Origin of the sequence: Photobacterium alginatilyticum, assembly GCF_009910675.1 — a bacterium.
Lineage (GTDB): Bacteria > Pseudomonadota > Gammaproteobacteria > Enterobacterales > Vibrionaceae > Photobacterium > Photobacterium alginatilyticum.
The window spans coordinates 56,055-79,628 of sequence record NZ_RSEJ01000011.1 but is presented as its reverse complement, the minus strand read 5'-3'; the positions used below and the strand labels follow the sequence as shown (position 1 = coordinate 79,628).

Genomic DNA, 23,574 nt, shown 5'->3' with positions numbered 1-23,574 from the left:
GACGCGAAGTCACGATAGGTAACCCGAAGGCGTCCCTGCCTTCAGTTATGTTTTGCTTATAATTGAATAAATTAGATAGCGTCTTCGACAGGAACTAACTCTTCCAACTCTTCTTCCTGCTTATCGGAAAGCTTATCTATCATCAGAGCAATAACACCATCACCGGTTACATTGCAGGCAGTACCGAAACTATCCTGTGCCAGATGAAGGACAATTTGCAAGGCGATCATTTCTTCGGTAAATCCAAGCATCGAGCCCAGCAAACCAACAGAGGCCATTACTGCCCCGCCCGGCGCGCCCGGTGCAGCGACCATAGTAACACCCAGCATGGCAATAAATGGCAAGGCTTCAAACAAGCTTGGTACTGCACCAGCGCCTGTCATGATGATGACCGCCACTGCGACGCTGGCAATACTGATCACCGAACCAGACATGTGAATATTGGCACACAAAGGAACAACGAAATTGGCAATGGTATTCGACACACCATTTCGCTTGGTCTGCTGCAGAGTTACCGGAATGGTCGCCGCAGAAGACATGGTACCAATTGCGGTTAAATAGGCTGGCATCATGGTACGCAACAAAGTCAATGGCGACTGCTGCATAACTGCACCTGCAGTAATAAACTGAACAGCTAGCCAGAACCAGTGCATCGCGATGACAGCCAGCAATACCAGGCTAAACGTGTGCAGTGTGGCAAATACCGTCCCTTTGACCGTCATATCCGCAAAAACACCTGCAATATAAAATGGCAATGCCGGAATGATCACTTTATTCAGAAACAGCTCAATGATATCGCGGCCCTGATCACTCATTCTTTTCAGCTGATCAGCAGCTGTAGTTGAAATTCCCAACCCAAACATAAAGGCAATGGTAAGTGCCGTCATGATATTCATTAAAGGTGGTATTTTAAGTTCAATAAATGGTGCCAGAACGGTTTTCACCTCAGGCATCTCGCCAGCGCCACTTAACAAAGCCGGAAATAAGTGCTCAGCGACAGTGAAGGCAAAAAGACCGGCCCCTAAGGTAGACAAATAAGCCAACCCAACGGTTTTTCCCAGCAACTTTCCTGAGTTTCTAGGTAAATTTGCAATACCGCTCGTAACATAGAATAGAATTAATAACGGTATAGTAAATTTAATTAACTGACTTATAAATACCTTTGCCGTTATCAACCCTCTTATTATTAGATCGGGCGCAACCATCCCTAATAATATACCTACAATTATTCCACACAATAGCTTAATAATTAGCTTCATTATATTGACCTGTCTTTTTTTGATTTCGTAAAGAGACACTTTTCAAATCTTGACTAACCGTCTCTTCTAAACAACCTTGTTACAATCGCATCAATTGACACCAATTTGTGGAGCGAACTATTCTTTTTTCCTGTTCAATATTTAGGCTCGTTCCAACCATGGCTGTTGAGGCTGTGCCAAAGTAGATATTCATCAAAAAAAAGCAATAAAAAAGCCCGGCATCATCAAAGTGACGAGCAGTTGCTGAATAATATTCAGTAAAAGCTCGTATCAAGACAATATTCTGAATATTTTCTACACCCAGTACAATTATCGAACTATTACAAAGAATTAACACAAATGATGACATTTTATACAGCAAACCAAGTAACCAACCCACGACCGTTACTTGCTCGCAACAAAGTGATAAAATTCATGTCCACAAGTCTTATGCCACAACATGAAAGAGAGCCATTTACAAATTCAACAACGCTTCCAATTCGCTTTATCCCTTGCTTATATTGGAGAAAATAGATGTATAAGTCGCAACATCTAAATTTGTAGCTGACAATATAAATCCTCATGAGGAATATATTATATTTTTGACTCAAACACAGTTAAATCAATAATGTGAACTTATGATCAGAATCAAACAAATAACACTCAAAAATATATAAAACATATTTTATATATTTTATGATTCGTACCGAACACATTTGCATTATTGGAAATAAAATGAAAAAAACAATTATTAGTTTAGGGATCATTACGGCACTATTCCCTGCACTTGCTAATGCAGGAAATGCATACATCGGCGCTTCAGTCGGACAAGCAAACTATAACGACTTAGTCACTTCAGATATTGAAAATTCACTATCTTCTGCAGGTATTGATCTTGATGATTCAGATACTGGATATAAACTATTTGGTGGCTTCCGCGCCAATGACTACTTCGCGTTTGAACTTTTCTATGCCAACCTAGGTGAAGTATCAATGAACTTTGGTAGTACTTCATCCTTCATGGGCATAGAAGAAATGACCGTTGAACAAGATACACTTGGTGCATCCCTTATCGGTATTCTCCCGGTAGCCGATAATTTTGAACTGTTTGGTAAGGTTGGTTTCCATGCATGGGACTCAACAGTTAACCTTGACAGTGATGTATCTATTGAAGGTGCCGATGGCACCGATCCTATGTTTGGTGCAGGCATCGCGTACAAATTCAGTAGCATTTCAATTCAAGCAGAATTTGAACGCTACCAGCTAGATGAAACAGATGTGGATCTTATGTCAATCGGCCTTGCCTACCACTTCTAAGTATTCTCTGCACTTGTGAGGGTATGTTTATACCCTCATTATCCTCCCTTCATTGTTACCTCATCTCTATTGCTATTTATTTCCCAAAACCCAATACTTTCATTGGGCGAATTAAGGACAATAGAACCATGCTTAACAAAACAACCATCGATCAGTGGCGGGTCTTTGCAGCAATCATTGAAACGGGAAGTTTCTCCAATGCTTCAAAGCTGCTTTTTAAATCACAACCGGCGCTAAGTTCGACAATCAAAAACTTAGAAAGCATTACCGGAAAGAAACTGTTTACTCTGGAAGGCCGTCGTGCAGTCCCCAGCCCATTTGCCATGCAGCTCTTACCTTTAGCGAAAACCTTCCTCGCCGAAGCCAACTTGCTTGAACAAACTGCCTGTCAACCAACTGAACAAGCCAACAAAACACTCGCGCTGGCTATAGATAGCCTTTACCCGCCTGAGCGTTTGGCGCAAGCAATCGATATATTTACCCAGCGACATCCATACACAAACCTTAAGATCTACGAAACGACCTTGTCTCTTGCCAAAGAAATGCTCGAAGACAATCGCGTTAGCGCCATCATTTCATCGCTTGCGCTTGCAGGCCACACATCGGCTCCAATCGCATCAATCTGTAAACACCTTGTCGCAGCCCATTCACACCCGTTAGCTCAAATGGACAATGTAGAGCTTCAGGATTTATCCAACTACTGTCAGGTGATCCTGACCGATCTCGGTTCGAGAACGAACCTGTCTACAGGCCTGCTACCAGGTAGGCAGAAGATAGCAACGAGTAACGTATCAAGCTCTGCCAACCTTGTGCGCCAGGGTGTTGGCTTCGCCTGGCTTCCAGAAGCCATTATAGATGACAAGACAATGGCAAGAGTCCAACTCGACGGTTACGCGAGGCGTGAAGTGCTGCTTCAGTATACCTATCACCCTAGCCACAAAGATATTGATCTACTCGTTGAGCTAAAAGAGTTACTCCAATAATAATTATACCAATAGCAATTTCCCTATTAAGGACATACGCTCAGAATAATACATCATTAAAACCTATAATTATCATAAGAAATAGCGATGTATATTCTTCCGGTATAGGATTGAGTTAATCATAAATAGATGCCAAAGTTCTTTAAGTCACATTGAGCAGGCATCTCCTATGCAATATTTAAAGAATATATTTTTAACAGCCCTTGCACCTATTATATGGGGTTCCACCTATATCGTTACCACAGAATTACTTCCAGAGGACCAGCCATTTACTGCAGCGCTTATTCGAGCTATTCCTGCTGGATTAATTCTCCTATTTTTATTTCCGGCCCGTTTAGGACGAGAGAATGGTTTTAAAATGCTTATTTTGTCTGTTCTTAATATTGGTATTTTCCAGGGATTGCTCTTTGTTGCCGCCTATCGGCTACCGGGGGGTGTGGCGGCTGTTGTTGGTGCCATGCAACCAATTATAATCATGGCAATCATATGGTTAGTAGATCATAACAAACCCAAATTTACGGTACTGGCTAGCGGTATCTTTGCCATCGTCGGTATGTCGGCAATATTCGTTAATAACAGTACATCCTGGGATCAAATCGGCTTGATGGCTGCGTTTGCCGGTACAGTCTCCATGTCACTAGGCACCTTTCTATCTAAACGATGGGGATCACAACTCCATATAATGTCATTTACCGGGTGGCAATTATTACTAGGCGGTATATGCCTTGTCCCATTTGCAATTACCTTTGATACGCTCCCATCGAGCATCACACAGGAGAACTTCATTGGTTATTCCTATTTAAGCTCATTTGGTGCATTACTAGCTTATTCCTTGTGGTTCAGAGGGATTAAAGCCCTGTCATCCACCTCTGTATCCTCATTAGGCTTACTTAGCCCAATTACAGCCCTCACGCTCGGCTGGATAATTTTAGGAGAGGATTTAGACATCAGACAAATCGCTGGCGTGGTGACGGTTCTGGTTTCAATTTTATTTATCGTCAATCACTCGAGTAAGGCCAAAAAAACGCCAACACACGTTTTATCGAATAACAGTTAATATCAAGGAGACTTATCAATGGATACTTCACGCATACAACATTACTTAGAAAATCGTTCAACAACCGGAAAGTATGACCCGGCTAAAAAAATCACAACAGAAACAATATCTGAATTGGTTAGGCTTGCAACGTACTCACCGTCGGCTTTTAATTTACAGAACTGGAAATTCGTTGCTGTTCATTCCGAGAAGCAGAAATCCAAGTTATGCCAGGCTGCATATGGGCAGCAACAAGTTAAAGATGCTTCGGTCACCTATATAGTCTGTGGTGATCTGGAAGGCTACAAAACACTAGAACACACACTTCAACCATCGGTACGCGAAGGTATCATCACTGAAGAGATCAAGACGACATGGGTCGGTATGGTGGCTGAATCGCATCAAGACAACTCAGAACTACGAAGAGATGAGGCCATTCGCTCAGCGTCACTTGCGTCAATGAGCCTGATGTTTGCGGCAGAAGAGCAAGGGCTATCCACTGGCGTTGTTGGCGGCTTTGACACCGAGGCGGTGCGATCAGCGTTTAACCTGCCATCGACTATCCTTCCAGTCATGTTAGTAACTGTCGGCTACCCAGCAGCAGGAAACTGGCCGCAAAAACTACGTAAACCGCTACAGGAAGTATTAGAGATTATTTAAGGTGGAGTACCTGCTCCAGAAGCAAGATTGAAATACCAAATAACCTGAAAGTTTTTAGGCGCTGTCCAGCATCAGTATTTAAGGTGAGTGATTCTGCTCACTCACCTTTGACTCTGGGGCTTTATTGCTTGGGTGGAATCTCTTTGATCGGCTTGGCCGGTGACCCGACACATACTGTGTTGGAAGGCAAATCCTTATTAACGACACTGCCAGCCCCAACAACCACATTATCGCCAATCGTCACGCCCGGACACACAGTGACATTTGCACCAAACCACACATCGTTACCTATGATAATGCTCTTGGCAAACTCCTCGCCAGAAGCTCGCTCAACCGGATCAAGCGGATGACCGGCAGTCGCTATTACGACCCCCGGTGCCAACAAGCAGTTATCGCCAATATGGATCGGGGCACAATCAAGGATCGTACAACCATGATTAGCATAGAAGCCTTTGCCGGCCTTGATGTTGTAGCCGTAATCACAGTTAAAGGGCGATTCAAGGCACGCATCGCTTTCTTGCCCTAATAATTCGCTAATGAGTGCCTGTCGGGTCTCAGGTTGACTCGGGCTAAGGTGATTCAGCTGATGACACAACTCTTTGGCTTTCTGGCGCTCTGCAAGCAATTCGGCATCCCAGGCCTGATACATCAAGCCTGACAGCATTTTTTCTTTTTCAGTCATCGTATTTCCGCATTTACCCATACTTAAGTTGCCAATATTATGAAGAGTATGGCTTCTATGATGTGAGAGAAAAACACCACCAGCACGCCAAAATATACACCTGATCACATTCCGTGAGACGCCAGATCACACGATGTTAATCGAACCAAAGCGCCAGGTAATACACAAAACGAACCTATCTGCATCAGTTATGTATCCATCACCTCACAACAACAAACCCAGTTGTTTTCTTATTAATGCAACCGGTTTAACATACTGCATTTGACGACCGTTCTATGATAAAACAACAATAACAGCCAAAAATCAAAGTGTTAATTGTAACGGTAGCTTAACTGCCGTACTCGGCTCGGGAAGGAAATGGATTTCAATGCAGACACACCAATATGCTCACACCCGCTCTATAAAGCAGCTTCTCACCTACAGTGCCTTGTTCATTGTGCTATTACTCGCTGCCTTTTTTTATACAGAGCAAACACTAAATAATACACGTACTCAGCTTATCTCACTGGAAATTAAAATTCTCGATGCCTCAAATGAAATGCTGATGATGCGCAGACATGAAAAAGATTTCTTTGCCAGGGTGGACTCGAAATATCAGAAAAAAATGCAATCCTCTTATAACAACATCATCATTAGCCTCAATGACATAAATGAAACCATCAAGGAAAATAACATCACAACAGACTACAACCCGCAAGTTACCTTAGAGTCTGTCAATACGTATTACCAAAACTTCACGACCCTTTCTGAGATTCTTCTTATTATTCGTGGAGAAGGAAACAATGATGGGTTAATCGACAAGCTTAAAGATCACACCCTTACTCTGGAAAAGGAAGTTAATAAACTTCAAAGTACGCGGCTAGATGAGCTGACACTTACCACCCAAGATCTTATGTACCGTTTTTTTACAGATTTTGACGCCAGCATACTAAGAGAAATTGATACCACATTCATTCAAATAAAAAATGAAATAGACCTAATACCCAATTCACAAGCCCTGTCTTTAGCCTTTGACGATTTTACCTCGTCATTTTATCAACTACAGCGCGCCTACAAAGTCTTTGGCTACAACCACAACCAAGGCAGACATGGTGAATTAAGAAACACTATACATATTCTGGAGAATAAACTAGAGACACTATTTTCCGTCATCCCGCTAAAGATTAAAGAGAAGCTAGCCTCTTACGAGATATATAAACTGCTCGCAGGTGTTATGCTGTGCTTGTCAATTATTGCAACCCTTCTCTATGTTGTCCGTAAAACCGGGCGACTAGAGAAAGCACTCATTAGCGCCCGCGAACACGAGAAAAAGGCCAACAAAGCCAAAAGTGCTTTCCTGGCCAATATGTCACATGAAATCAGAACACCGCTCAATGGCATTTTGGGAATGACTGAAATCTTGTCAGACTCACACTTAACCGCTATTCAGAAGGACTACCTGTCAACAATTAATGCGTCTTCACAAACGCTACTAATGCTTATCAATGACATCCTGGATCTCTCTAAAATTGAATCCGGCCACCTTGAAATCTGTCCGCATACCTGTGCTATCAAAGAGGTCATATTCGATACCGCAGCACTTATTGCACCCAAAGCACAGCAGAAAAATATCGATATCAATATCGCACTTGACCCACAGTTGCCTAACTACGTCAAAGCCGACGAACAAAAGATCCGTCAGGTCATCATGAACCTTGCTTCCAACGCCATCAAATTCACCGAAAAAGGTGCTATCACGTTCTCAGCCAAGCTGGTTACGCAGACAAACTTATCCACGACGGTCTACTTTTCTGTCGCCGATACCGGAATTGGTATCGATAAGGATAAACAACAGCATATATTTGATGAGTTTAAACAAGAAAATGCAGACACTTCCGCTCAATATGGCGGAACAGGTCTTGGCCTGGCCATTTCGTCAAAAATGGTTAGCATTATGGGCGGAAATATCCAGCTCGCTTCAAGCAAGGGCCAGGGTAGCCAGTTCTATTTCGAGATTAAATTCGATAATGACGAACAACAGCTATCAACCGATGAGCCTATTGATATTGTTTATTTCACAAACAGTGTTAATACGCTGCTCGTCGAAGAAATTCAGCGATTCGGTTATCGGCCAACAGTCGTGCAAAACTCATCGACCATACCAGCATCACTGCAACAAGCCGGCTTGATCCTTGTTGATAGCCTGAACTTGTTACAAGCAGTCGAAAGGCATTATCCTCAATACCCAGTTATTTTTGTTCGACGCAATACGGAAAACATCAACAGTAACTCACACAACATCACCGCTTTTATTACTTCTCCATTATTTGGCACCCGGCTGAAAAATACGCTATCTGCAGCGCTCAATCATGATTTACCAGAGCCAGCAAGCCCCCCAACGGCCTCGCAGGCGCTAAGAAAGAAAGTCCTCATTGTCGAAGACAACAAAGTTAACCAACAAGTTGCCTGTATCAACTTGAAGAAAATTGGGCTCGATTACATTCTGGCAAATAACGGACAGGAAGCAATTGAATGCTATGAGCTTCATCATAAAACTATCGGCCTCGTACTAATGGACTGTATGATGCCTGTTCTCAATGGTTTCGATGCCACGCGGGCCATACGCCAGTTCGAAAATGACAACGGCTACCCTCGCACACACATTGTTGCGTTGACCGCCTCGATCCTGGATGACGACATTCAAAAATGCTTCGATTGCGGAATGGATGATTATCTGCCGAAACCCTTTAAGCGCGAAGTCCTTATTGAAAAGCTGGAAAAACAAGTGGGTCTGGTAGATGAATATTAGGGGGTTAAGAAAACATGACTGAACTAGGCCAGGGCAGTCTGGCCTAATGCTGTCAAAGCATGCTCAAAAGCTGTTTGGTGAACAGTGCCTCTGGTTCTTAATTCGCATTCCTTTGAGAGTTATCAATACCTAACGCGCCTATCCGATTACACTTAGCCCTATCTACAGCGATACTGATATTCCAGCGAAGGTAAGCTATGACCGAATTCGAAAAAATGGTAAACGGCGAAGACTTTGACGGTCTCGATCCGGAAATCTCCTCACTCAGAAACCATGCTGCTGCACTGAAGCAACAAATAAACAATAACCCCGGCGATGCCCTGCAAAATTTGATGGAACAACTATTAGGCTCCTTCGGCGCAGGCAGTATTGTGACGCCCCCCTTTCTGTGCGAATTCGGAAAAACAATCCATATCGGCAGTAATACCTTCCTCAATATGGGAATTACCATGCTCGATAATACCGAAATCCATATTGGCGATAACGTGCTTATCGGGCCAAATACCCAGTTCTATACCCCAACCCACTCGCTGGATTATCAAAGCCGTCGTCGCTGGGAAACAACTTGTAAGCCTATTGTGGTTGGGAATGACGTATGGATTGGCGGCCAGGTGGTGATCTGCCAAGGTGTCACCATCGGTGCCCGCTCTGTTGTCGCGGCAAACTCGACAGTTACCAGAGATGTTCCACCAGATACCCTGGTAGGCGGCTCACCGGCCCGAGTCATCAAACAACTCTGTTAAACCGCTATTGAGTTAGAAAAAGAACAACTACATGGATGTCGTTGATCGTCTAGCCTTCAGCCATTGCTTTAGTCTCTATGTAAGTTTGCTTATTGCTCGACCTGACATTAATAATGTTACCGACAACCATCAGCAAACCACCCAACATAACTGCCACCTCCACGGCTTCGCCATAAAACAACATGCCCACCACGGCGATCAGCGGCAGACGCAGAAAATCGAGTGTCACAACCACACTGGCATCGGCATACTGCATGGCCTTGGCAATACAATAATGCGCTGATAAACCGGTGAGCCCAACGATGAACAAGTAAAGCCACTCCCCCCCTTGCGGAGTCTGCCAATCAGGCAGCATCAACACCAGGCTAATCGGTAACTGAAGAAGAGACATGTAAAACAGGATAGTTATCGGAGACTCGGTCACAGAAAGCGACTTGGTCGCTACATATGAAGCCGCAAAACTGACTGCTGCAAGCAATACAATTAGAGAAGCAGGGTTAAAGACCGCGGCTGTTGGCTGAATAATAGCAATGACCCCCAACAGTCCCAGAGCAAGTGAGGCGAGCTTAACCCTGGTCAGTTTCTCCCCCAGAAATACGCAGGCAATCATCAGCGTCCACAAAGGAACCGTAAACTCAAGCGCAAACACTTCGGCCAACGGCAGTAAGGTAATACCGAGAAACCAGCAATACTGACCGAGGAAATTCATGAGGTTCCGGCCAATTTGCAAAGCGACACGCTCTGTTTTCAGCAACCTCTGCTGACGATGATAAAATACGATAGATGCGATCACTGCCAGCCCAATCAGGCTACGGAAAAACAGCATTTCAAATGGCGAAATACTTCCGCCCAGTTCTCTGACCCCAATCGCCATCAGCGAAAAAGACAATAATGTGCCAACCATCCAGTACACAGCAATCATCAAACACCTCGTAGCCTTGATCTTGAAAGGATAGCCAGTGCCTTAAACCGCGCAAAGATGTTACTACACCTATGTTATATAATAGGAGCTTGCGTTTTATAACAGGAACATAGTTTTTAAAGCAGAAACATGGATTTTAAAACAGGCACTTAGCTTCATGAAGAACGATCAACATTACCAGCTTTTGATAATCATGTTGTTAACTGCCGTCACAGCTCACAACTTATTTGTCTCAACTTGCTCGGGCTGATCCCGTAACGTTTACGGAATAACTTACACAGATAACTGACATCATGAACCCCAACCTCGTCAGCCAGACACTGCAAGCTGTGATTAGAGTTGATCACCCGCCAGTGGACATGCTTCAGCCGCATTTCAGCCCAGTACTCTCTTGCCGTCATACCCAAGCTTTGTTTACACAATCGGTCGAGCTGTCGTCGGCTGATAGCCAGCATATCGGCCAGTTCATCGACCGTCTTGGGCTCGGCCAGTAACTGGCGCATCAAACTGATTGCCCGTCCAACATGCCGTCCAGCCGTATTGTTGGCCCGTATGTCTTCGTCCAGAGACTTTAGCTGATGAAGCTGCCCGCGCGCCTCGTCCACCAGCATATCAGCCAGTCCTTTTAGTGCCTTGGCCCTACCGCAGTGGCGCGCCACTAGCTCTACGGCCAAATCCACCGCGGCACTACCGCCGGCACAACTGATCCGCTTGCCGTCAATACAGTAAAGCTGTTCTGTTTGGATAGCGATTCTCGGATAAGCAGTACGAAACTCCGGAACATGCCGCCAATGAACCGCGACACTATGATCATCTAACAACCCGGCAGCCGCAAACAGAAAGCAAGCATTATCAATGCTTACCAGCGCAACGCCCTTGGCAGCCGCTTCGCGTAGCATACCACCATAAATATCCGTTAATTGCTGGCTACTTCTGGCACTACGGCCACCGAACACCACTAAATAGTCATAACTCGCCAGCTCAACCTCACCGGCAGTTTTCTGTGCCACCACTGGCACACCACTACTTGATATTACCGGCTCCTTGTCGATACCAACGATTTCCCAAGAACAGTAACGTTGCCGGCTATGATCTTCTTCATCAGCCGAAAACCGCAACTTATCGAGGAAACCACCAAACGGCAGCATATTAAATTCGGGTAGTGGCAAAAGGAGAAAACGCACGTCCGGCGAAGGGGGAACCAATAGGGCTGTACTACGTAAAATATCTGATTCAGTCATTCATTGTTCGCTCGTGGTATGAACGTCTTAATATTACCTTATAACGTCTAAATTAGACCAATTATTTATGCACTGTCTCCCCTATACTGGGCGCATCACTTTTGGTTACTCGATGAATGAAAGGAGCAATTATGGCTTTAGAGACCTGGTTAATTTATCTCGTTGCTGTTATCGGTTTGTCTTTTGCTCCTGGCCCCAACGGTTTGTTTGCACTCACTCATGGCGCAATGTATGGGCACAAAAAAACACTGGCGACAATTTGTGGCGGCGTGCTTGGTTTTATTGTGCTGATTGCACTGTCTATGTTCGGGATTGGAGCCGTATTGCTGGCATCGGCGGAAGTGCTAGCCGTATTTAAATGGTTAGGCGGGGCATATCTGATCTGGCTCGGGCTACAGCTCTGGCGCTCACCGCCAATCAGTCTCGCTCCCATTGAGGGAAAGGCTATAAAAAGCCAAATGGCTCTGTTCCGGCAAGGCGGACTCGCGGCGGTTTCAAACCCGAAAGTACTGTTATTCTTTGGCGCTTTCCTGCCACAGTTTATTAATCCCGAGCAGGCCCTATTGCCGCAGTTCATTATCATGGCAGCAACGTTTGCCGTCGTTGAATTTACAGTTGAATATCTGCTTGCCCGAATCGCCTACAAGATCCGGCCATGGCTGGAACGCAGCGGCAAACGTTTTAACCAGGGATGTGGTGGGATCTTTGCTTTGCTCGGGGCCAGCCTGCCTCTGGCGCAATAACCCCATTTAAGAATATGTGCGGGTAAGTGAAATACGGAACTTACGGAATAGGAACCTCACTTATCCGCACAGCCAATCCTGCCTCTAGCCCAATGCTCCAGTAAGTTTCAACAATACCTGTTCAACAACAAGGTACTGCTCTTCCATTAATGTAATCTGCTCACGGGCTGCCATATCATTACCTTGGATAGCCTGCTCAACAGCAGCTTCGGCATGCTCATGCACCCGCTTGTGCGGTACTTCAAGCGACACAAACAGGCGGTTTCCTTTGAACTCCTGACGGACATTATCTGAGTAATACCATTTGCCGATACCGCATTCTTCGGAGGATATGACCGAAGGCGGCATTGGCTGATCCGGGCTGTTGACGAACTTTATGATATCACTGCGCAGGAAGGTCTCATCTATCATCGCCAGTTCGAGCTTGGATCGCCAATTAGCGGCTTCCAAATCGGACTGTGTCTCCCCAATTCGTGCCAACTGCGTCCCAAGATCATCCATGGTTACCGCCGTATCGCCTGCCACCAGATCAATCCGGCTAGACAAGGTTTGATTTAAATCACCAAGCTGAGAGGAGCTCTGAGTCAGGCTCGATAAGAACACATCCGCATCTTTCGCTGATGCGCCGGTTGTGCCGGACAATGCACGTACTTCATTGGCCACAATCGCAAATCCCCGGCCATGTTCTCCTGCCCGCGCCGCTTCAATTGCCGCATTCAGAGACAGTAAGTTCGTCTGCTCGGCAATCTTACTAATATCGCTGATCACAGCCGTTGTTTTCTTGATCTCGGCATTTAAACCATCAAAGGTACTCATCTGCTGTCCCTGCAATTGAGTCAGATCGGTGAGTTCACCCGCCAGCTTTTCAATTCGTATTTTGGCTTCGTGAGAAACAGATACAGCAGTGCCGATAGCCAGGCTACTTTGAAGCAGGTTCTCATCCAGCCATTGAAATGACTTACGCATTCGGCCCATTCGCTGATATAGCGCAGTTAATTCAGCTTCATAATGTTGCTGAGTAGCAAGTGCTACTTCGAGTTCCTGTTCCTTTTGCTGTAATTCCTTTTGTTGAAGCAGGGAAAGTTCTCGTTGCCGTTCGAGTTCATCGTTTAGCTGGCTAACTTCAACGGCCATCTGCTGATGATTAATTGCATTATGTTTTGTCAATTTATTAGAAAGAAAAGAAATCACACCCATTTCACCGCGCCCTATTACCAATATCAACTATCGGTCGGTTTACAACTTTTAAGTTGCATAATACATGCAACTTAAGGGGTTTGCGATAGGAAAAGCATGAATTCAGTATCTTACCAAGCCTGTATACCCAAACCAGCTCAACAGTTCGTTTGGGCATTGAACAACCACTAAATGCGCACATGGACACATAACTAAAACAAACAAAGTAAAAATATCATCATTAATATAATGCTTAATACTTACGTCAATAACCTGACAACTTAAATCAAAAAAATGACTATTCGTTTAATTGTAGATATAAAACAAAACACACTGAAATTATAAGCATTATTAAAACATGTAGAAATAAAAATATAATTTTACAATTATTTGATAAATACATTATTAGCTGACTCACATTTATAATAAAGCCTGTATAATTCACGCCAATAATTAAACCTACTGATATAACTATTTACCAAGAGTTAATATTGTGAAATTAACAATAAGAGCCAAGCTAACAACAATATTATGCCTCCCTTTGCTTATTATGGGGGGCTTCTTTATCACAAGCTTAATTGATACCAAAGAATCTGTTCTTGACACAGAAAAGGCAAACGTCAACAACAAAGTCGCACAACTATTAAACGACAATTTAAAAGGCCAGGTTGATACGGTTACCCTCGCCCTTAGCGACTTTTATGAAGATACCAAAATCGATCACATCAAAGGCATTCTGGCGACTGAGATCACTGAATTTCGCAGCACGTTCGAGACAATATATAACAACAGCGGCTCGGTATCTGAAGCCGAAGACCGAATTCACACCTTGATTAACGAATACCGCTGGAATAATGGCCGCTACCTGCTGGCCTATGATGCGACATCAATAATCAACAAAGCCAATGGCATTAATACCAAGATCATTGGCAACAGCTCTTATAACTCGACCGATAAAAAAGGCACCTATTACGCCCGAAATATCGTCAATGTCGCTAAAAACAACCCTATCGGGTTCACCAGCTATTACTTTAATAATCCTGTCACCGGCAATATCGAGGAAAAGCTGACAGCCGCTTTTTACTTCGAGCCTTTAAACCTGGTTATCGCCACGGGTGAGTACATCAGCACCCTGCGAAAAGATGAAATACAGGCTGCGCTTGATACCATCAGTTCCAGTAAATACGGTCAAAATGGCTACTTCTGGGTACAGGACAAGAATGGCAAGATCCTCGCCCACCCTAAAGCGTCGATTGTCGGAACCGTTATCCCTTCGACAACGAGCAAAATTGCTAATCAGCTCAACGGTCAGTCAGAAGCTTTTGTTAAAATTGCCTATGAGAACCCAACAACAAAACAGACCGAAAACAAGATGGTCTATGCCAGGAAGATCTTCCCTGAGTGGGGCTGGACCATTGCCACTGGTACCTACGAGAGTGATGTCACCAATATTCAGGAAAATCTGACTAACGCAACCGCTGACATTTTCAACCAGAAAGTCTATATGAGCATTACAATAGCTGGCGTGCTCATGGTTATCGCCTTACTGGTAGTTGGCTGGGCGATTAACGCCATTGTAAAAGGCCTGATTGTTCTTAAGCAGCGCATCGATACCCTGTCAACCGGCGAAGCTGATCTGACGTCTCGCCTAGATATTACTTCTCAAGACGAGCTCGGTGACATCAGTCACTCGGTTAATAACTTCATTGTCTACCTACAATCGATGCTGCTGGACATTTCGCAAGCCTCAAGCCATATCACCCACAGTATCGAGCAGCTCAATGTCCAATCAGAGCGTAATAATCAAGCCTTGATCAGCCACGCTTCCGAAACGGAACAAGTCGTCACCGCGGTGACAGAAATGAGCTCGACGGCCGAGACCGTTGCCCAAAGCGTGACAGAAACAGCGGCCAACACCCAAAAAGCCCATGATGTAGCCATGTCTTCGAAAGACACGGTACTTGAAGCCTCGAACAGTGTCATTGCACTGGTTGACGAAGTAGATGCCGCGTCATCAAGCATCAATACGATGAACGAAAATACCCAGCAAATCGTTAGCGTACTAGGCGTGATTGGCGATATTGCCGAACAGACGAACCTGCTGGCACTGAATGCAGCCATCGAAGCCGCTCGCGCCGGTGAACAGGGTCGCGGCTTTGCTGTCGTTGCCGATGAAGTGCGTTCACTTGCAGCCCGCACCCAAACCAGCACCGCAGAAATCAACGAGATTCTGACCAAGCTGCGTCAAGATGCCACCAATGCTGTCTCGGCGATGGAGATAACCCGCTCAAGCTGTGAGCGAACAGCGGCCAATACGGCCAATGTCACTGAAAGCCTGGATGCGATGACCAACTCGATCATCACCATCAACGATCTCAGCACTCAGATTGCCACCGCTTCGGAAGAGCAAAGCTCGGTCACCGAAGAAGTCAGCCGCAATATGAACAATATCCGTGGCATGGTCAGCGAACTCACCCAAAACGGACAGGCAACAGTAGACAGTACCCAAAATCTTGCCGCAGCCAATGCCCAGCTAAGCATGCTGGTCAGCAAGTTTAAACTGCAGTAATTGGCTCTTTCCCAAACAAATCAGCCCGCTATAAAGCGGGCTGCATTTACTTTCACCTTAACTGGCTAGAGCATATCTTCACTTGCAACAACAACACGGTTCTTGCCCTGATCTTTAGCATGATATAGCGCTTTATCAGCCGCCGTCAGCAACTGTTCGAGGCTAGAAATATTGGAAGAAAGATAAGAGACGCCCATACTGACAGAGAAGCCGACTGAGGTGTTCTCGGCCGTTACTCTCAACCTGGAGACGTTATTGCAGATACGTTCGGCAATTCTGACCGCCTGCTGGATATCAGTACCCGGCAGCACCAGCACAAACTCCTCGCCTCCCCAGCGACCGATGAAATCACTTTTACGGATGCTTTGCTTGCAACTATCAGCAAATAGCCTCAGTACTTCATCACCGACATGGTGGCCATATTGATCGTTAATAGACTTAAAGTTATCAAAGTCAATCAGCACACAGCACAAAGGGTTATTAAGCATACGATCATGGGCAAATTGCTTTTCCAGAAGCTCCATCACGGCGCGACGGTTAAGCAGGTTAGTCAGTCCATCATAGTTGGCTCTGTGCTCAAGCCGTTCACGCAGCAACTGTTGCTCAGTAATATCCATCGCCGTTACCTGTACCACCTGCTCGCCATTCCACAAAATTGGCCTCGACAACAGGCTAAGCCACACCGTTGACCCATCACAACGAAGACTCTGCGCCTCAGTTTTGATCGACGGCGTTTCACCAATCAAAAGCTTGTGGTTATCTTTATGGGCCTGGAGGTGATGGCTCTTGGCAATTAACGGTAATATCGACGGTTGGGCCATTAACGCCTGTTCATCATCAAATCCCAGCATCTTGGCATAGGCCAAGTTGCAAAATAGCGGTTTGAAGTTCTTATGAACTAGGATGCCTTGAATTGAGCCATCAACCAACGCGCGGTAACGCTCTTCACTGGCCTGTAACTGGCGCTGAATCTCCACCTGCGGGCTCAGATCAATCAGCGTCACCTGCATAGCTTGTTGCCCTTGCCATTCAATAACATGATCAACGGTCAAGACGATGATTTCATTACCTTCGTTGTCAACATTCTTGTAGGTACGCACACCCGGCTTGGTATCTCCAGCCATCGTCGCCTCGTAGGCAAGAATGGCATTTTGCTGCTCATGAGGCACAATGAGATCCAACAAGCTTGGCAAAGCAAGGATATCCTGACCACAGTCATAGCCGAAATAACGAGCATAATTATCGTCCGCATAAAGCGGCTTAAACCCCCGGTGAATAACAACACCATAGTGGGATTCAATAAATAATTGTTCGTTTAAGGCAACATTAGGATTCACAGGCACATCGCTTATAAGTGAGTTTGGAAAATGGATTCTAGCCCCATCCCCTATTAGCATCAATTCGCCATCAAAATACATTAATGCTGAAATTATTAAGTTGATCGCCAGCACACAAATTGGAACCGGCGTCACAATTATCCACCCATTCAAAAGCAATCGTTTGCATGCATCATTCGGCATTGGAAGCCAACTGCTCATGCTAGATCTACTTCATACTGAATTAGACAATTATCCAACTCCGTGCCAAATTTAGTGACTAGGACAAACCATACGCGGCTGATGAATAAAAATCACGTTATTGACAAGAATAAAAAATCCCCAGCCGATTGCTCGATTGGGGATTTGCATTGTTTGTTATAAAGCTAGATCGCTTTCTCTATCTTGTGGCCTTTCGGTAACTGGTGCGCGATACCTTTGTGGCAGTCTATACAGGTTTTGCCTGCATCCTCTGCCTCGTTGTGGATCTTGGAGGCGACGGGCTTCTGGGTAGTGAGATCCATGTACTCGAAGTTATGACAGTTACGACACTCCTGCGAATCGTTGGCCTTCATCCTCTCCCACTCTCGTGAAGCCATCTCAAAACGATGATCCTCAAACTTCTTGGGTGTATCGACGATACCAAATGCTTTAGCGTAGAGCTCTTTACTGGCCTGGATCTTACGTACCATTTTCGGCACCCATTCTTTAGGCACATGACAATCCGGACAGGTTGCACGAACACCACTGCGGTTGTTGTAGTGAATGGTTCCGACATATTCCTGATAGACGTTATTCTCCATTTCATGACAACTGATGCAGAAGTCTTCCTGATTGGTCATTTCCATTGCGGTATTAAACCCGCCCCAGAATACGATCCCCACCACGATACCTACCGTCAGTATGCTTCCAATTGCGAAATGGCTCGGTTTTCTGAACCATATCCAGAAGCGCTGGATAAAGCCGGGTAGCTTAATTCCCATACAACCTCCTATTGGCCAAATTTACCGGCAGGCTGAAAGGTATTTTCAACCAATGGCGTCGCATCGACCTGGGTAACATGGCATTGCAGACAGAAGTAACGTCGTGGTGCCACATCTCCCAGCATTTTGTTGTCACGGTCCATATAGTGGGTCGGACTGACACGTGGTGCGCCCGATTTACGGTACTTGTCCACATCGTGGCATTCCAGGCAGCCGTTATTGCTTGGATTAAGCTGTACCTGATCAGTGGAGTGCGGGATCAACGGCGGCTGGTTCACATAATCAAGTGCGAGACGATCCTGTTTTTTCGGCACTTGCTTAATCGCCTCCACCTCATTGCCTTCGCCAATGCCTTGATCGCCACGTAGCGAGGTAACCTCAGCGAATGCTGCTACGCTAACAAATGCTGCAAGCAGTGCAGACACAACAAACTTACCCTTCATATTTGGCTCCAATTCTTGTTTTAAATTCCAATACCCTTTCGGAACAGACATCGATGCATCGCCCGCAGCTGATACAGTCCTGGCTCATCACCCGACGATCGCCCTCTTTAAGCGGCTGACGCAGTATTTCTGGCTCGGGACACACATTGAAGCAATCCATACACTTGTTGCATGCCTCACGATTTGTGGCCGTTACCCGGAGCAGGCTCTTGCTGCCTATCACACCGTAAGTCGCGCCCAGCGGACACAAATGCCCACACCAGCCGTGTTCGACCAACAGCAGATCCAGCGCAAACACCAGCACGATCAGGATCCAGCTCGCCCCCATGCCGAATACCAGGCCACGGTGCAACGCGGCAACCGGATCAATCCAGCTCCACAGCACGGTGCCCGACACGGCGCTCCCCAGCAGCAACACCGGCAAGAGCCAATAACGCAGGCGAGACGACCAGTTGTAGCTGACCTTAAGCCCCAGCTTGCGCCGCAGCCATGCAGCCAGATCCGTCACCATATTCAGCGGACAAACCCAGCCACAAAAAACCCGCGGCCCAATCACGGCGTAAAACACCACCACAATCAGCGCGCCCAGCAAGGCCGTCAGCTCAGGCAGGTGCCCGGCGGCAATGGTTTGCAGCAAAATCAGCGGATCTGTCATCGGAATGGTGTCAAACAGAGAGCTTGATGACAGGTTGCCCCGCAGCACACCCAGCGTCGGACCAACCATAAACAAGCCGATGATCAGCAACTGACAGCTTCGGCGTAGCAGCAAAAAGCGGTGGGCTTTCCACCAGCCCAGCGTTTTCACTGCCGCCTTGCCAGCGTCTTTGGCGTGATTTTTCGCATTACGTATTGCCATTACTGACCTCCCCCTGCGCCTTCAGGTTTGCGGACGGGCAGCGTCAGATCTTCCGGGACCAGGCTTTCACCCTGTCGAGCCTTTTCTTCCCAGCCCAACCGGTAATGCTGCCCCATCTGTCCTTTCGCCAACGCCGTCGGTACCACCTTGATTGCCGCCTCATCCAGCACACAGGCCTGTTCGCATTTACCACAACCGGTACAGACATCTGAGTGCACGGTAGGGATAAACTTGGCATGGTAACCCGTTCGCTGGTTGCGTACCGGCTCCAGGGTGATCGCCTCATCGATCAGCGGACAAACCCGGTGGCAGACATCACACCGCAATCCAAGCCAGTTCAGGCAAGTTTCATGGTCTATCAGCACTGCCGTACCCATTCTGGCGTCATCAATGTCCGTGAGGGCATGGTCAAGAGCCCCACTCGGGCAGTCGACAACACAAGGAATGTCTTCACACATCTCGCACGGTATATCCCGAGCCGTAAAATACGGCGTTCCGGTCGCGACCGGTGAGAGGAGTGTCGCCAGCTTCAAAGTGTCATAGGGACAAGCCTGAACACACAAGCCACAGCGCAAACAAGCCTGAAGGAAATCAGGTTCATCCAGCGCCCCCGGCGGGCGGATTGGCACACCGACATCGGCCTGGCTTTGCCTAGACTGCAACCCCAATACTGTAGCCGCGGCACCTACACCAACGGCTGTCCGCACAGCGTCTCGCAAGAAACGCCGGCGGCTGTCTGAAGTTCTAAAGCGCGAAGTCTTCATCGCTCTGTTCCTGTCTGTTAGGCCTTAACCACTTTCACCGCACATTTCTTGAAGTCGGTTTCTTTTGAAAGTGGATCCGTGGCATCCAGCGTGAGCTTGTTCGTCAGCTGGCTGGCATCGAAGAACGGCATATATACCAAGCCCTGCGGTACCCTGTTCCGTCCCCGTGTTTCAACATGGGACAGTACTTCCCCACGACGTGAGGCAATCTTAATCGCATCGCCACGACGCAGACCGCGCTTCTTGGCATCCAGCGGATGCATATAAACCACAGCATCGGGGTACGAACGGTAAAGCTCAGGCACACGACGCGTCATCGAGCCGGTATGCCAATGTTCAAGTACCCGACCTGTAGAGAGCCAAAGATCGTATTCCTCATCAGGTGATTCCGCTGCCGGCTCATATGGCAACGCAAAAATCACAGCTTTTTTATCCGGCTTGCCATAGAAGGCAAACTCTTCACCTTTTTTGACATATGGGTCATAGCCTTCGGCATAACGCCAGACGGTTTCCTTGCCGTCGACTACAGGCCAACGTAAACCTCGGGATTGGTGATACATATCAAACGGAGCCAAATCGTGGGCATGGCCACGGCCAAAGTAGGCATATTCTTCGAACAGGCCTTTCTGGACATAGAAGCCAAAGTCACGCGATTCGTCATTAAGCTGATCCGCCGCCAGCTCGTCAGTACTGAACTTATTGACCGTGCCGTTTTCAAACAGCACTTCGAACAGTGTCTTGCCTTTGAGCTCAGGTTTCTTGGCGATCAGTTCCTTCGGCCACACTTCCTCGACTTTAAAGCGCTTCGAGAACTCCATGAGCTGCCACAGATCAGACTTAGCTTCACCCGGTGGTGAAATCTGCTGACGCCAGAACTGAGTTCGACGCTCGGCATTACCGTAAGCACCTTCTTTTTCCACCCACATAGCTGTTGGCAAAATCAAATCCGAGGCCATGGCCGTGACGGTTGGGTAGGGATCGGAAGTGACAATAAAGTTGGCCGGATCACGATAGCCTGGCAGACGCTCCTGGTTAATATTCGGTCCTGCCTGCATGTTGTTGTTACACATCACCCAGTAGGCATTGAGCTTACGGTCTTTGAGCATCCGATCCTGAAGAACCGCATGATAGCCGGGTTTCGGCGGAATCGTCCCAGCCGGAATATTCCATTTGGTTTCGCACATCTCACGGTGCTTGGGATTCATCACCACCATATCGGCTGGTAGGCGATGGGCAAATGTACCGACTTCACGCGCAGTACCGCAGGCCGATGGCTGGCCTGTCAGTGAAAACGGCCCACAGCCAGGCTTGGAGATCTTACCGGTCAGCAGGTGAATGTTATAAACGAGGTTGTTGGCCCAAACACCGCGGGTGTGCTGGTTAAAGCCCATCGTCCAGTAAGATACAACCTTGATGTCCGGATCCGCATACATCTCTGCCAGCTCGTTAAGCTGATCAACCGGTACCCCCGACAGCTCGGAGGTATATTCGGCGGTATAGGTAGAGACAAACTTGGCATAGTCATCGAAGCTCATCGGCGTCGATTTCTTGCTGCCAGGGTTCTTGGCGGCTTTTTCCAGCGGGTGGGTCGGACGCAAGCCGTAGCCGATATCCGTGTCACCCTTGCGAATATTGACGTGCTTGTCGAGGAACTCCTTGTTTACCTTGTTATTGGAAATAATGTAGTGGGCGATAAAGTTGAGGATCGCCAAATCGGTTTGCGGAGTAAATATGATCGGATTATCGGCAAGTTCATAGCTACGGTGGGTAAAGGTCGACAGCACAGCCACTTTTACCTTGTCTGACGACAGTCGGCGGTCTGTCAAACGGGTCCATAAGATGGGGTGCATCTCAGCCATATTCGAGCCCCAAAGTACAAAGGCATCGGCATGCTCAAGATCGTCATAACTCCCCATCGGCTCATCCATACCAAAGGTACGAGCAAAACCGACAACAGCAGATGCCATACAGTGGCGGGCATTGGGATCGATATTGTTCGAGCGGAAACCGGCCTTGTACAACTTGGCGGCGGCATAACCTTCCCAGACTGTCCATTGTCCCGAGCCAAACATCCCAACCGAGGTTGGCCCTTTTTCCTTCAGTGCCTGCTTGAATTTATCCGCCATCACATCGAAGGCTTCATCCCAGCTTACCGGCGTGAACTCTCCTTCCTTGTCATACACACCATCGGTCTTACGCAACATCGGCTGAGTCAGGCGATCTTTACCGTACATGATCTTAGGCAGAAAATAGCCTTTGATACAGTTCAGCCCCTTATTTACCGGTGCGTCCGGATCCCCCTGGGATGCCACCACCCGGCCGTTTTGTGTCCCGACCAGCACGCTACAGCCGGTACCACAGAAACGACACGGTGCCTTGTCCCACTTAACATTCTTGTCTTCACCAGCAGCTTGGGCAACAGAAACAGGTATTGTCAAACCCGCTGCTGCCGCGGCGGCTGCCGCTGCGTTGGCCTTTAAGAAACTACGTCTACTGACTGTCATTGTTGGCTTCCTTAAGCTCAGATTGCTCATCCATTTGGTGGTACACCAGAGTGACGGTTATTACGCCGGGCATTGTTTTGATTTTCTCGAAGCGTTCTACCAACCCGTCTTTGCTGTCTCCCTCAAGCACCACAACCATCTTTCCTACTTCATTGCTTACAGGTACTTCGGCCCCTTTCAGGCTCTCTATGGTTTTCTTTACCGATTCGGCATGCTCGGCCGACACATACACAACCAAACTGCAGACATGGTAATCATTCATTAATTGAGCCCTCCCAAGCAGGCATCACACCACTCCAAACCACTAAGGAGCGCATGTATAAGCGGCAAAACACGGATGACAGGTAGGGTGTAGGTTACGATTTGGCCCTGCCACTTAAACACGCATTTTTTGTGTGGACTATTAATAATTTATGCTTAAAAAATCGACAAGGCATACCTCTTAGGGGGTAAAGGGTATACCTCTTTGAGATAGATCAAAAAACACATGCTACTGAGTTCACATTTATGTGAATCAGCTGACTGTTTGTGATGGCGTATCGAAGCCAATCAAATAGGCAGAGATAAGAAATGTAACATGACTCGTTCAAGCAAACTGCCCAAATTTCAA

The 23,574-nt window shown here is 46.8% G+C and carries 20 protein-coding genes; 8 read left to right on the top strand and 12 right to left on the bottom strand.

All coding sequences use genetic code 11. The features are described 5' to 3' along the window. Positions 1–71: 71 nt before the first annotated feature. Positions 72–1,259, bottom strand: coding sequence for a dicarboxylate/amino acid:cation symporter (locus EIZ48_RS12060; protein WP_160651518.1), 1,188 nt, complete (start codon positions 1,257–1,259; stop codon positions 72–74). 714 nt (positions 1,260–1,973) lie between these two features. Here EIZ48_RS12060 and EIZ48_RS12055 point away from each other — a divergent pair. The 4 genes from EIZ48_RS12055 (at position 1,974) to EIZ48_RS12040 (ending at position 5,234) form a co-directional block, all read left to right on the top strand. Then, complete coding sequence (locus tag EIZ48_RS12055) at positions 1,974–2,555, top strand: outer membrane beta-barrel protein (RefSeq protein ID WP_160651517.1); 582 nt, start codon at positions 1,974–1,976, stop codon at positions 2,553–2,555. A 128-nt stretch (positions 2,556–2,683) separates the two neighbouring features. Further along, complete coding sequence (locus EIZ48_RS12050; protein WP_160651515.1) at positions 2,684–3,538, top strand: LysR family transcriptional regulator; 855 nt, start codon at positions 2,684–2,686, stop codon at positions 3,536–3,538. 169 nt (positions 3,539–3,707) lie between these two features. Continuing rightward, positions 3,708–4,595: an EamA family transporter gene (locus EIZ48_RS12045; protein ID WP_160651513.1), complete on the top strand. Its 888-nt coding sequence runs from the start codon at positions 3,708–3,710 to the stop codon at positions 4,593–4,595. 18 nt (positions 4,596–4,613) lie between these two features. Beyond that, the gene (locus EIZ48_RS12040) at positions 4,614–5,234 is read left to right on the top strand and encodes a nitroreductase family protein (protein WP_160651511.1); all 621 of its coding nucleotides are present in this window, start codon (positions 4,614–4,616) and stop codon (positions 5,232–5,234) included. 121 nt (positions 5,235–5,355) lie between these two features. On the opposite strand, the gene EIZ48_RS12035 is transcribed toward EIZ48_RS12040, so the two are convergent. After that, the gene (locus tag EIZ48_RS12035; RefSeq protein ID WP_160651510.1) at positions 5,356–5,916 is read right to left on the bottom strand and encodes a sugar O-acetyltransferase; all 561 of its coding nucleotides are present in this window, start codon (positions 5,914–5,916) and stop codon (positions 5,356–5,358) included. 367 nt (positions 5,917–6,283) lie between these two features. On the opposite strand from EIZ48_RS12035, the gene EIZ48_RS12030 reads away from it, so the two are divergent. Continuing rightward, positions 6,284–8,704, top strand: a complete 2,421-nt coding sequence (locus EIZ48_RS12030; protein WP_160651508.1) for an ATP-binding protein — start codon at positions 6,284–6,286, stop codon at positions 8,702–8,704. Between the two features lie 197 nt (positions 8,705–8,901). Next, positions 8,902–9,447, top strand: coding sequence for a sugar O-acetyltransferase (locus EIZ48_RS12025; RefSeq protein WP_160651506.1), 546 nt, complete (start codon positions 8,902–8,904; stop codon positions 9,445–9,447). A 49-nt stretch (positions 9,448–9,496) separates the two neighbouring features. Here EIZ48_RS12025 and EIZ48_RS12020 read toward each other — a convergent pair whose 3' ends face one another. Further along, positions 9,497–10,369 carry a DMT family transporter gene (locus EIZ48_RS12020; protein WP_192928557.1) on the bottom strand — a complete coding sequence of 291 codons (873 nt, stop codon included), beginning with the start codon at positions 10,367–10,369 and terminating at the stop codon, positions 9,497–9,499. A gap of 209 nt (positions 10,370–10,578) precedes the next feature. Beyond that, a complete protein-coding gene (locus tag EIZ48_RS12015) occupies positions 10,579–11,610 on the bottom strand; it encodes a GlxA family transcriptional regulator (RefSeq protein WP_160651504.1) in 1,032 nt (343 codons plus the stop codon). A 131-nt stretch (positions 11,611–11,741) separates the two neighbouring features. Between EIZ48_RS12015 and EIZ48_RS12010 the strand changes: the two genes are divergently transcribed. Continuing rightward, complete coding sequence (locus EIZ48_RS12010; RefSeq protein ID WP_160651503.1) at positions 11,742–12,353, top strand: LysE family translocator; 612 nt, start codon at positions 11,742–11,744, stop codon at positions 12,351–12,353. A gap of 84 nt (positions 12,354–12,437) precedes the next feature. On the opposite strand, the gene EIZ48_RS30695 is transcribed toward EIZ48_RS12010, so the two are convergent. Further along, positions 12,438–13,550, bottom strand: coding sequence for a methyl-accepting chemotaxis protein (locus EIZ48_RS30695; RefSeq protein ID WP_160651500.1), 1,113 nt, complete (start codon positions 13,548–13,550; stop codon positions 12,438–12,440). 472 nt (positions 13,551–14,022) lie between these two features. On the opposite strand from EIZ48_RS30695, the gene EIZ48_RS12000 reads away from it, so the two are divergent. Then, positions 14,023–16,098 (top strand): cache domain-containing protein, encoded by a 2,076-nt coding sequence (locus EIZ48_RS12000; protein WP_160651499.1) that lies wholly within the window; start codon positions 14,023–14,025, stop codon positions 16,096–16,098. 65 nt (positions 16,099–16,163) lie between these two features. Here the strand turns inward: EIZ48_RS12000 and EIZ48_RS11995 are convergent, their stop codons facing one another. The 7 genes from EIZ48_RS11995 to EIZ48_RS11965 all read right to left on the bottom strand — a co-directional run bounded on the left by EIZ48_RS11995 (position 16,164) and on the right by EIZ48_RS11965 (position 23,226). Then, positions 16,164–17,435, bottom strand: a complete 1,272-nt coding sequence (locus EIZ48_RS11995; protein WP_160651496.1) for a diguanylate cyclase — start codon at positions 17,433–17,435, stop codon at positions 16,164–16,166. Between the two features lie 365 nt (positions 17,436–17,800). Further along, entirely contained in the window at positions 17,801–18,391 is a 591-nt protein-coding gene (gene napC, locus EIZ48_RS11990; RefSeq protein WP_160651741.1) for a cytochrome c-type protein NapC, read from the bottom strand. Between the two features lie 14 nt (positions 18,392–18,405). Then, positions 18,406–18,840 carry a nitrate reductase cytochrome c-type subunit gene (locus EIZ48_RS11985; RefSeq protein WP_160651494.1) on the bottom strand — a complete coding sequence of 145 codons (435 nt, stop codon included), beginning with the start codon at positions 18,838–18,840 and terminating at the stop codon, positions 18,406–18,408. Then, complete coding sequence (napH, locus tag EIZ48_RS11980) at positions 18,830–19,696, bottom strand: quinol dehydrogenase ferredoxin subunit NapH (RefSeq protein WP_160651492.1); 867 nt, start codon at positions 19,694–19,696, stop codon at positions 18,830–18,832. The genes EIZ48_RS11985 and napH overlap by 11 nt, the downstream gene beginning before the upstream one ends. After that, positions 19,696–20,460 (bottom strand): ferredoxin-type protein NapG, encoded by a 765-nt coding sequence (gene napG, locus EIZ48_RS11975; protein WP_160651490.1) that lies wholly within the window; start codon positions 20,458–20,460, stop codon positions 19,696–19,698. The genes napH and napG overlap by 1 nt, the downstream gene beginning before the upstream one ends. Positions 20,461–20,477: 17 nt before the next feature. Beyond that, positions 20,478–22,964, bottom strand: a complete 2,487-nt coding sequence (gene napA / locus EIZ48_RS11970; RefSeq protein ID WP_160651488.1) for a nitrate reductase catalytic subunit NapA — start codon at positions 22,962–22,964, stop codon at positions 20,478–20,480. After that, the gene (locus EIZ48_RS11965) at positions 22,951–23,226 is read right to left on the bottom strand and encodes a chaperone NapD (RefSeq protein WP_075766819.1); all 276 of its coding nucleotides are present in this window, start codon (positions 23,224–23,226) and stop codon (positions 22,951–22,953) included. Before EIZ48_RS11965 ends, napA begins: the two co-directional genes overlap by 14 nt. Between the last annotated feature and the right edge of the window lie 348 nt (positions 23,227–23,574).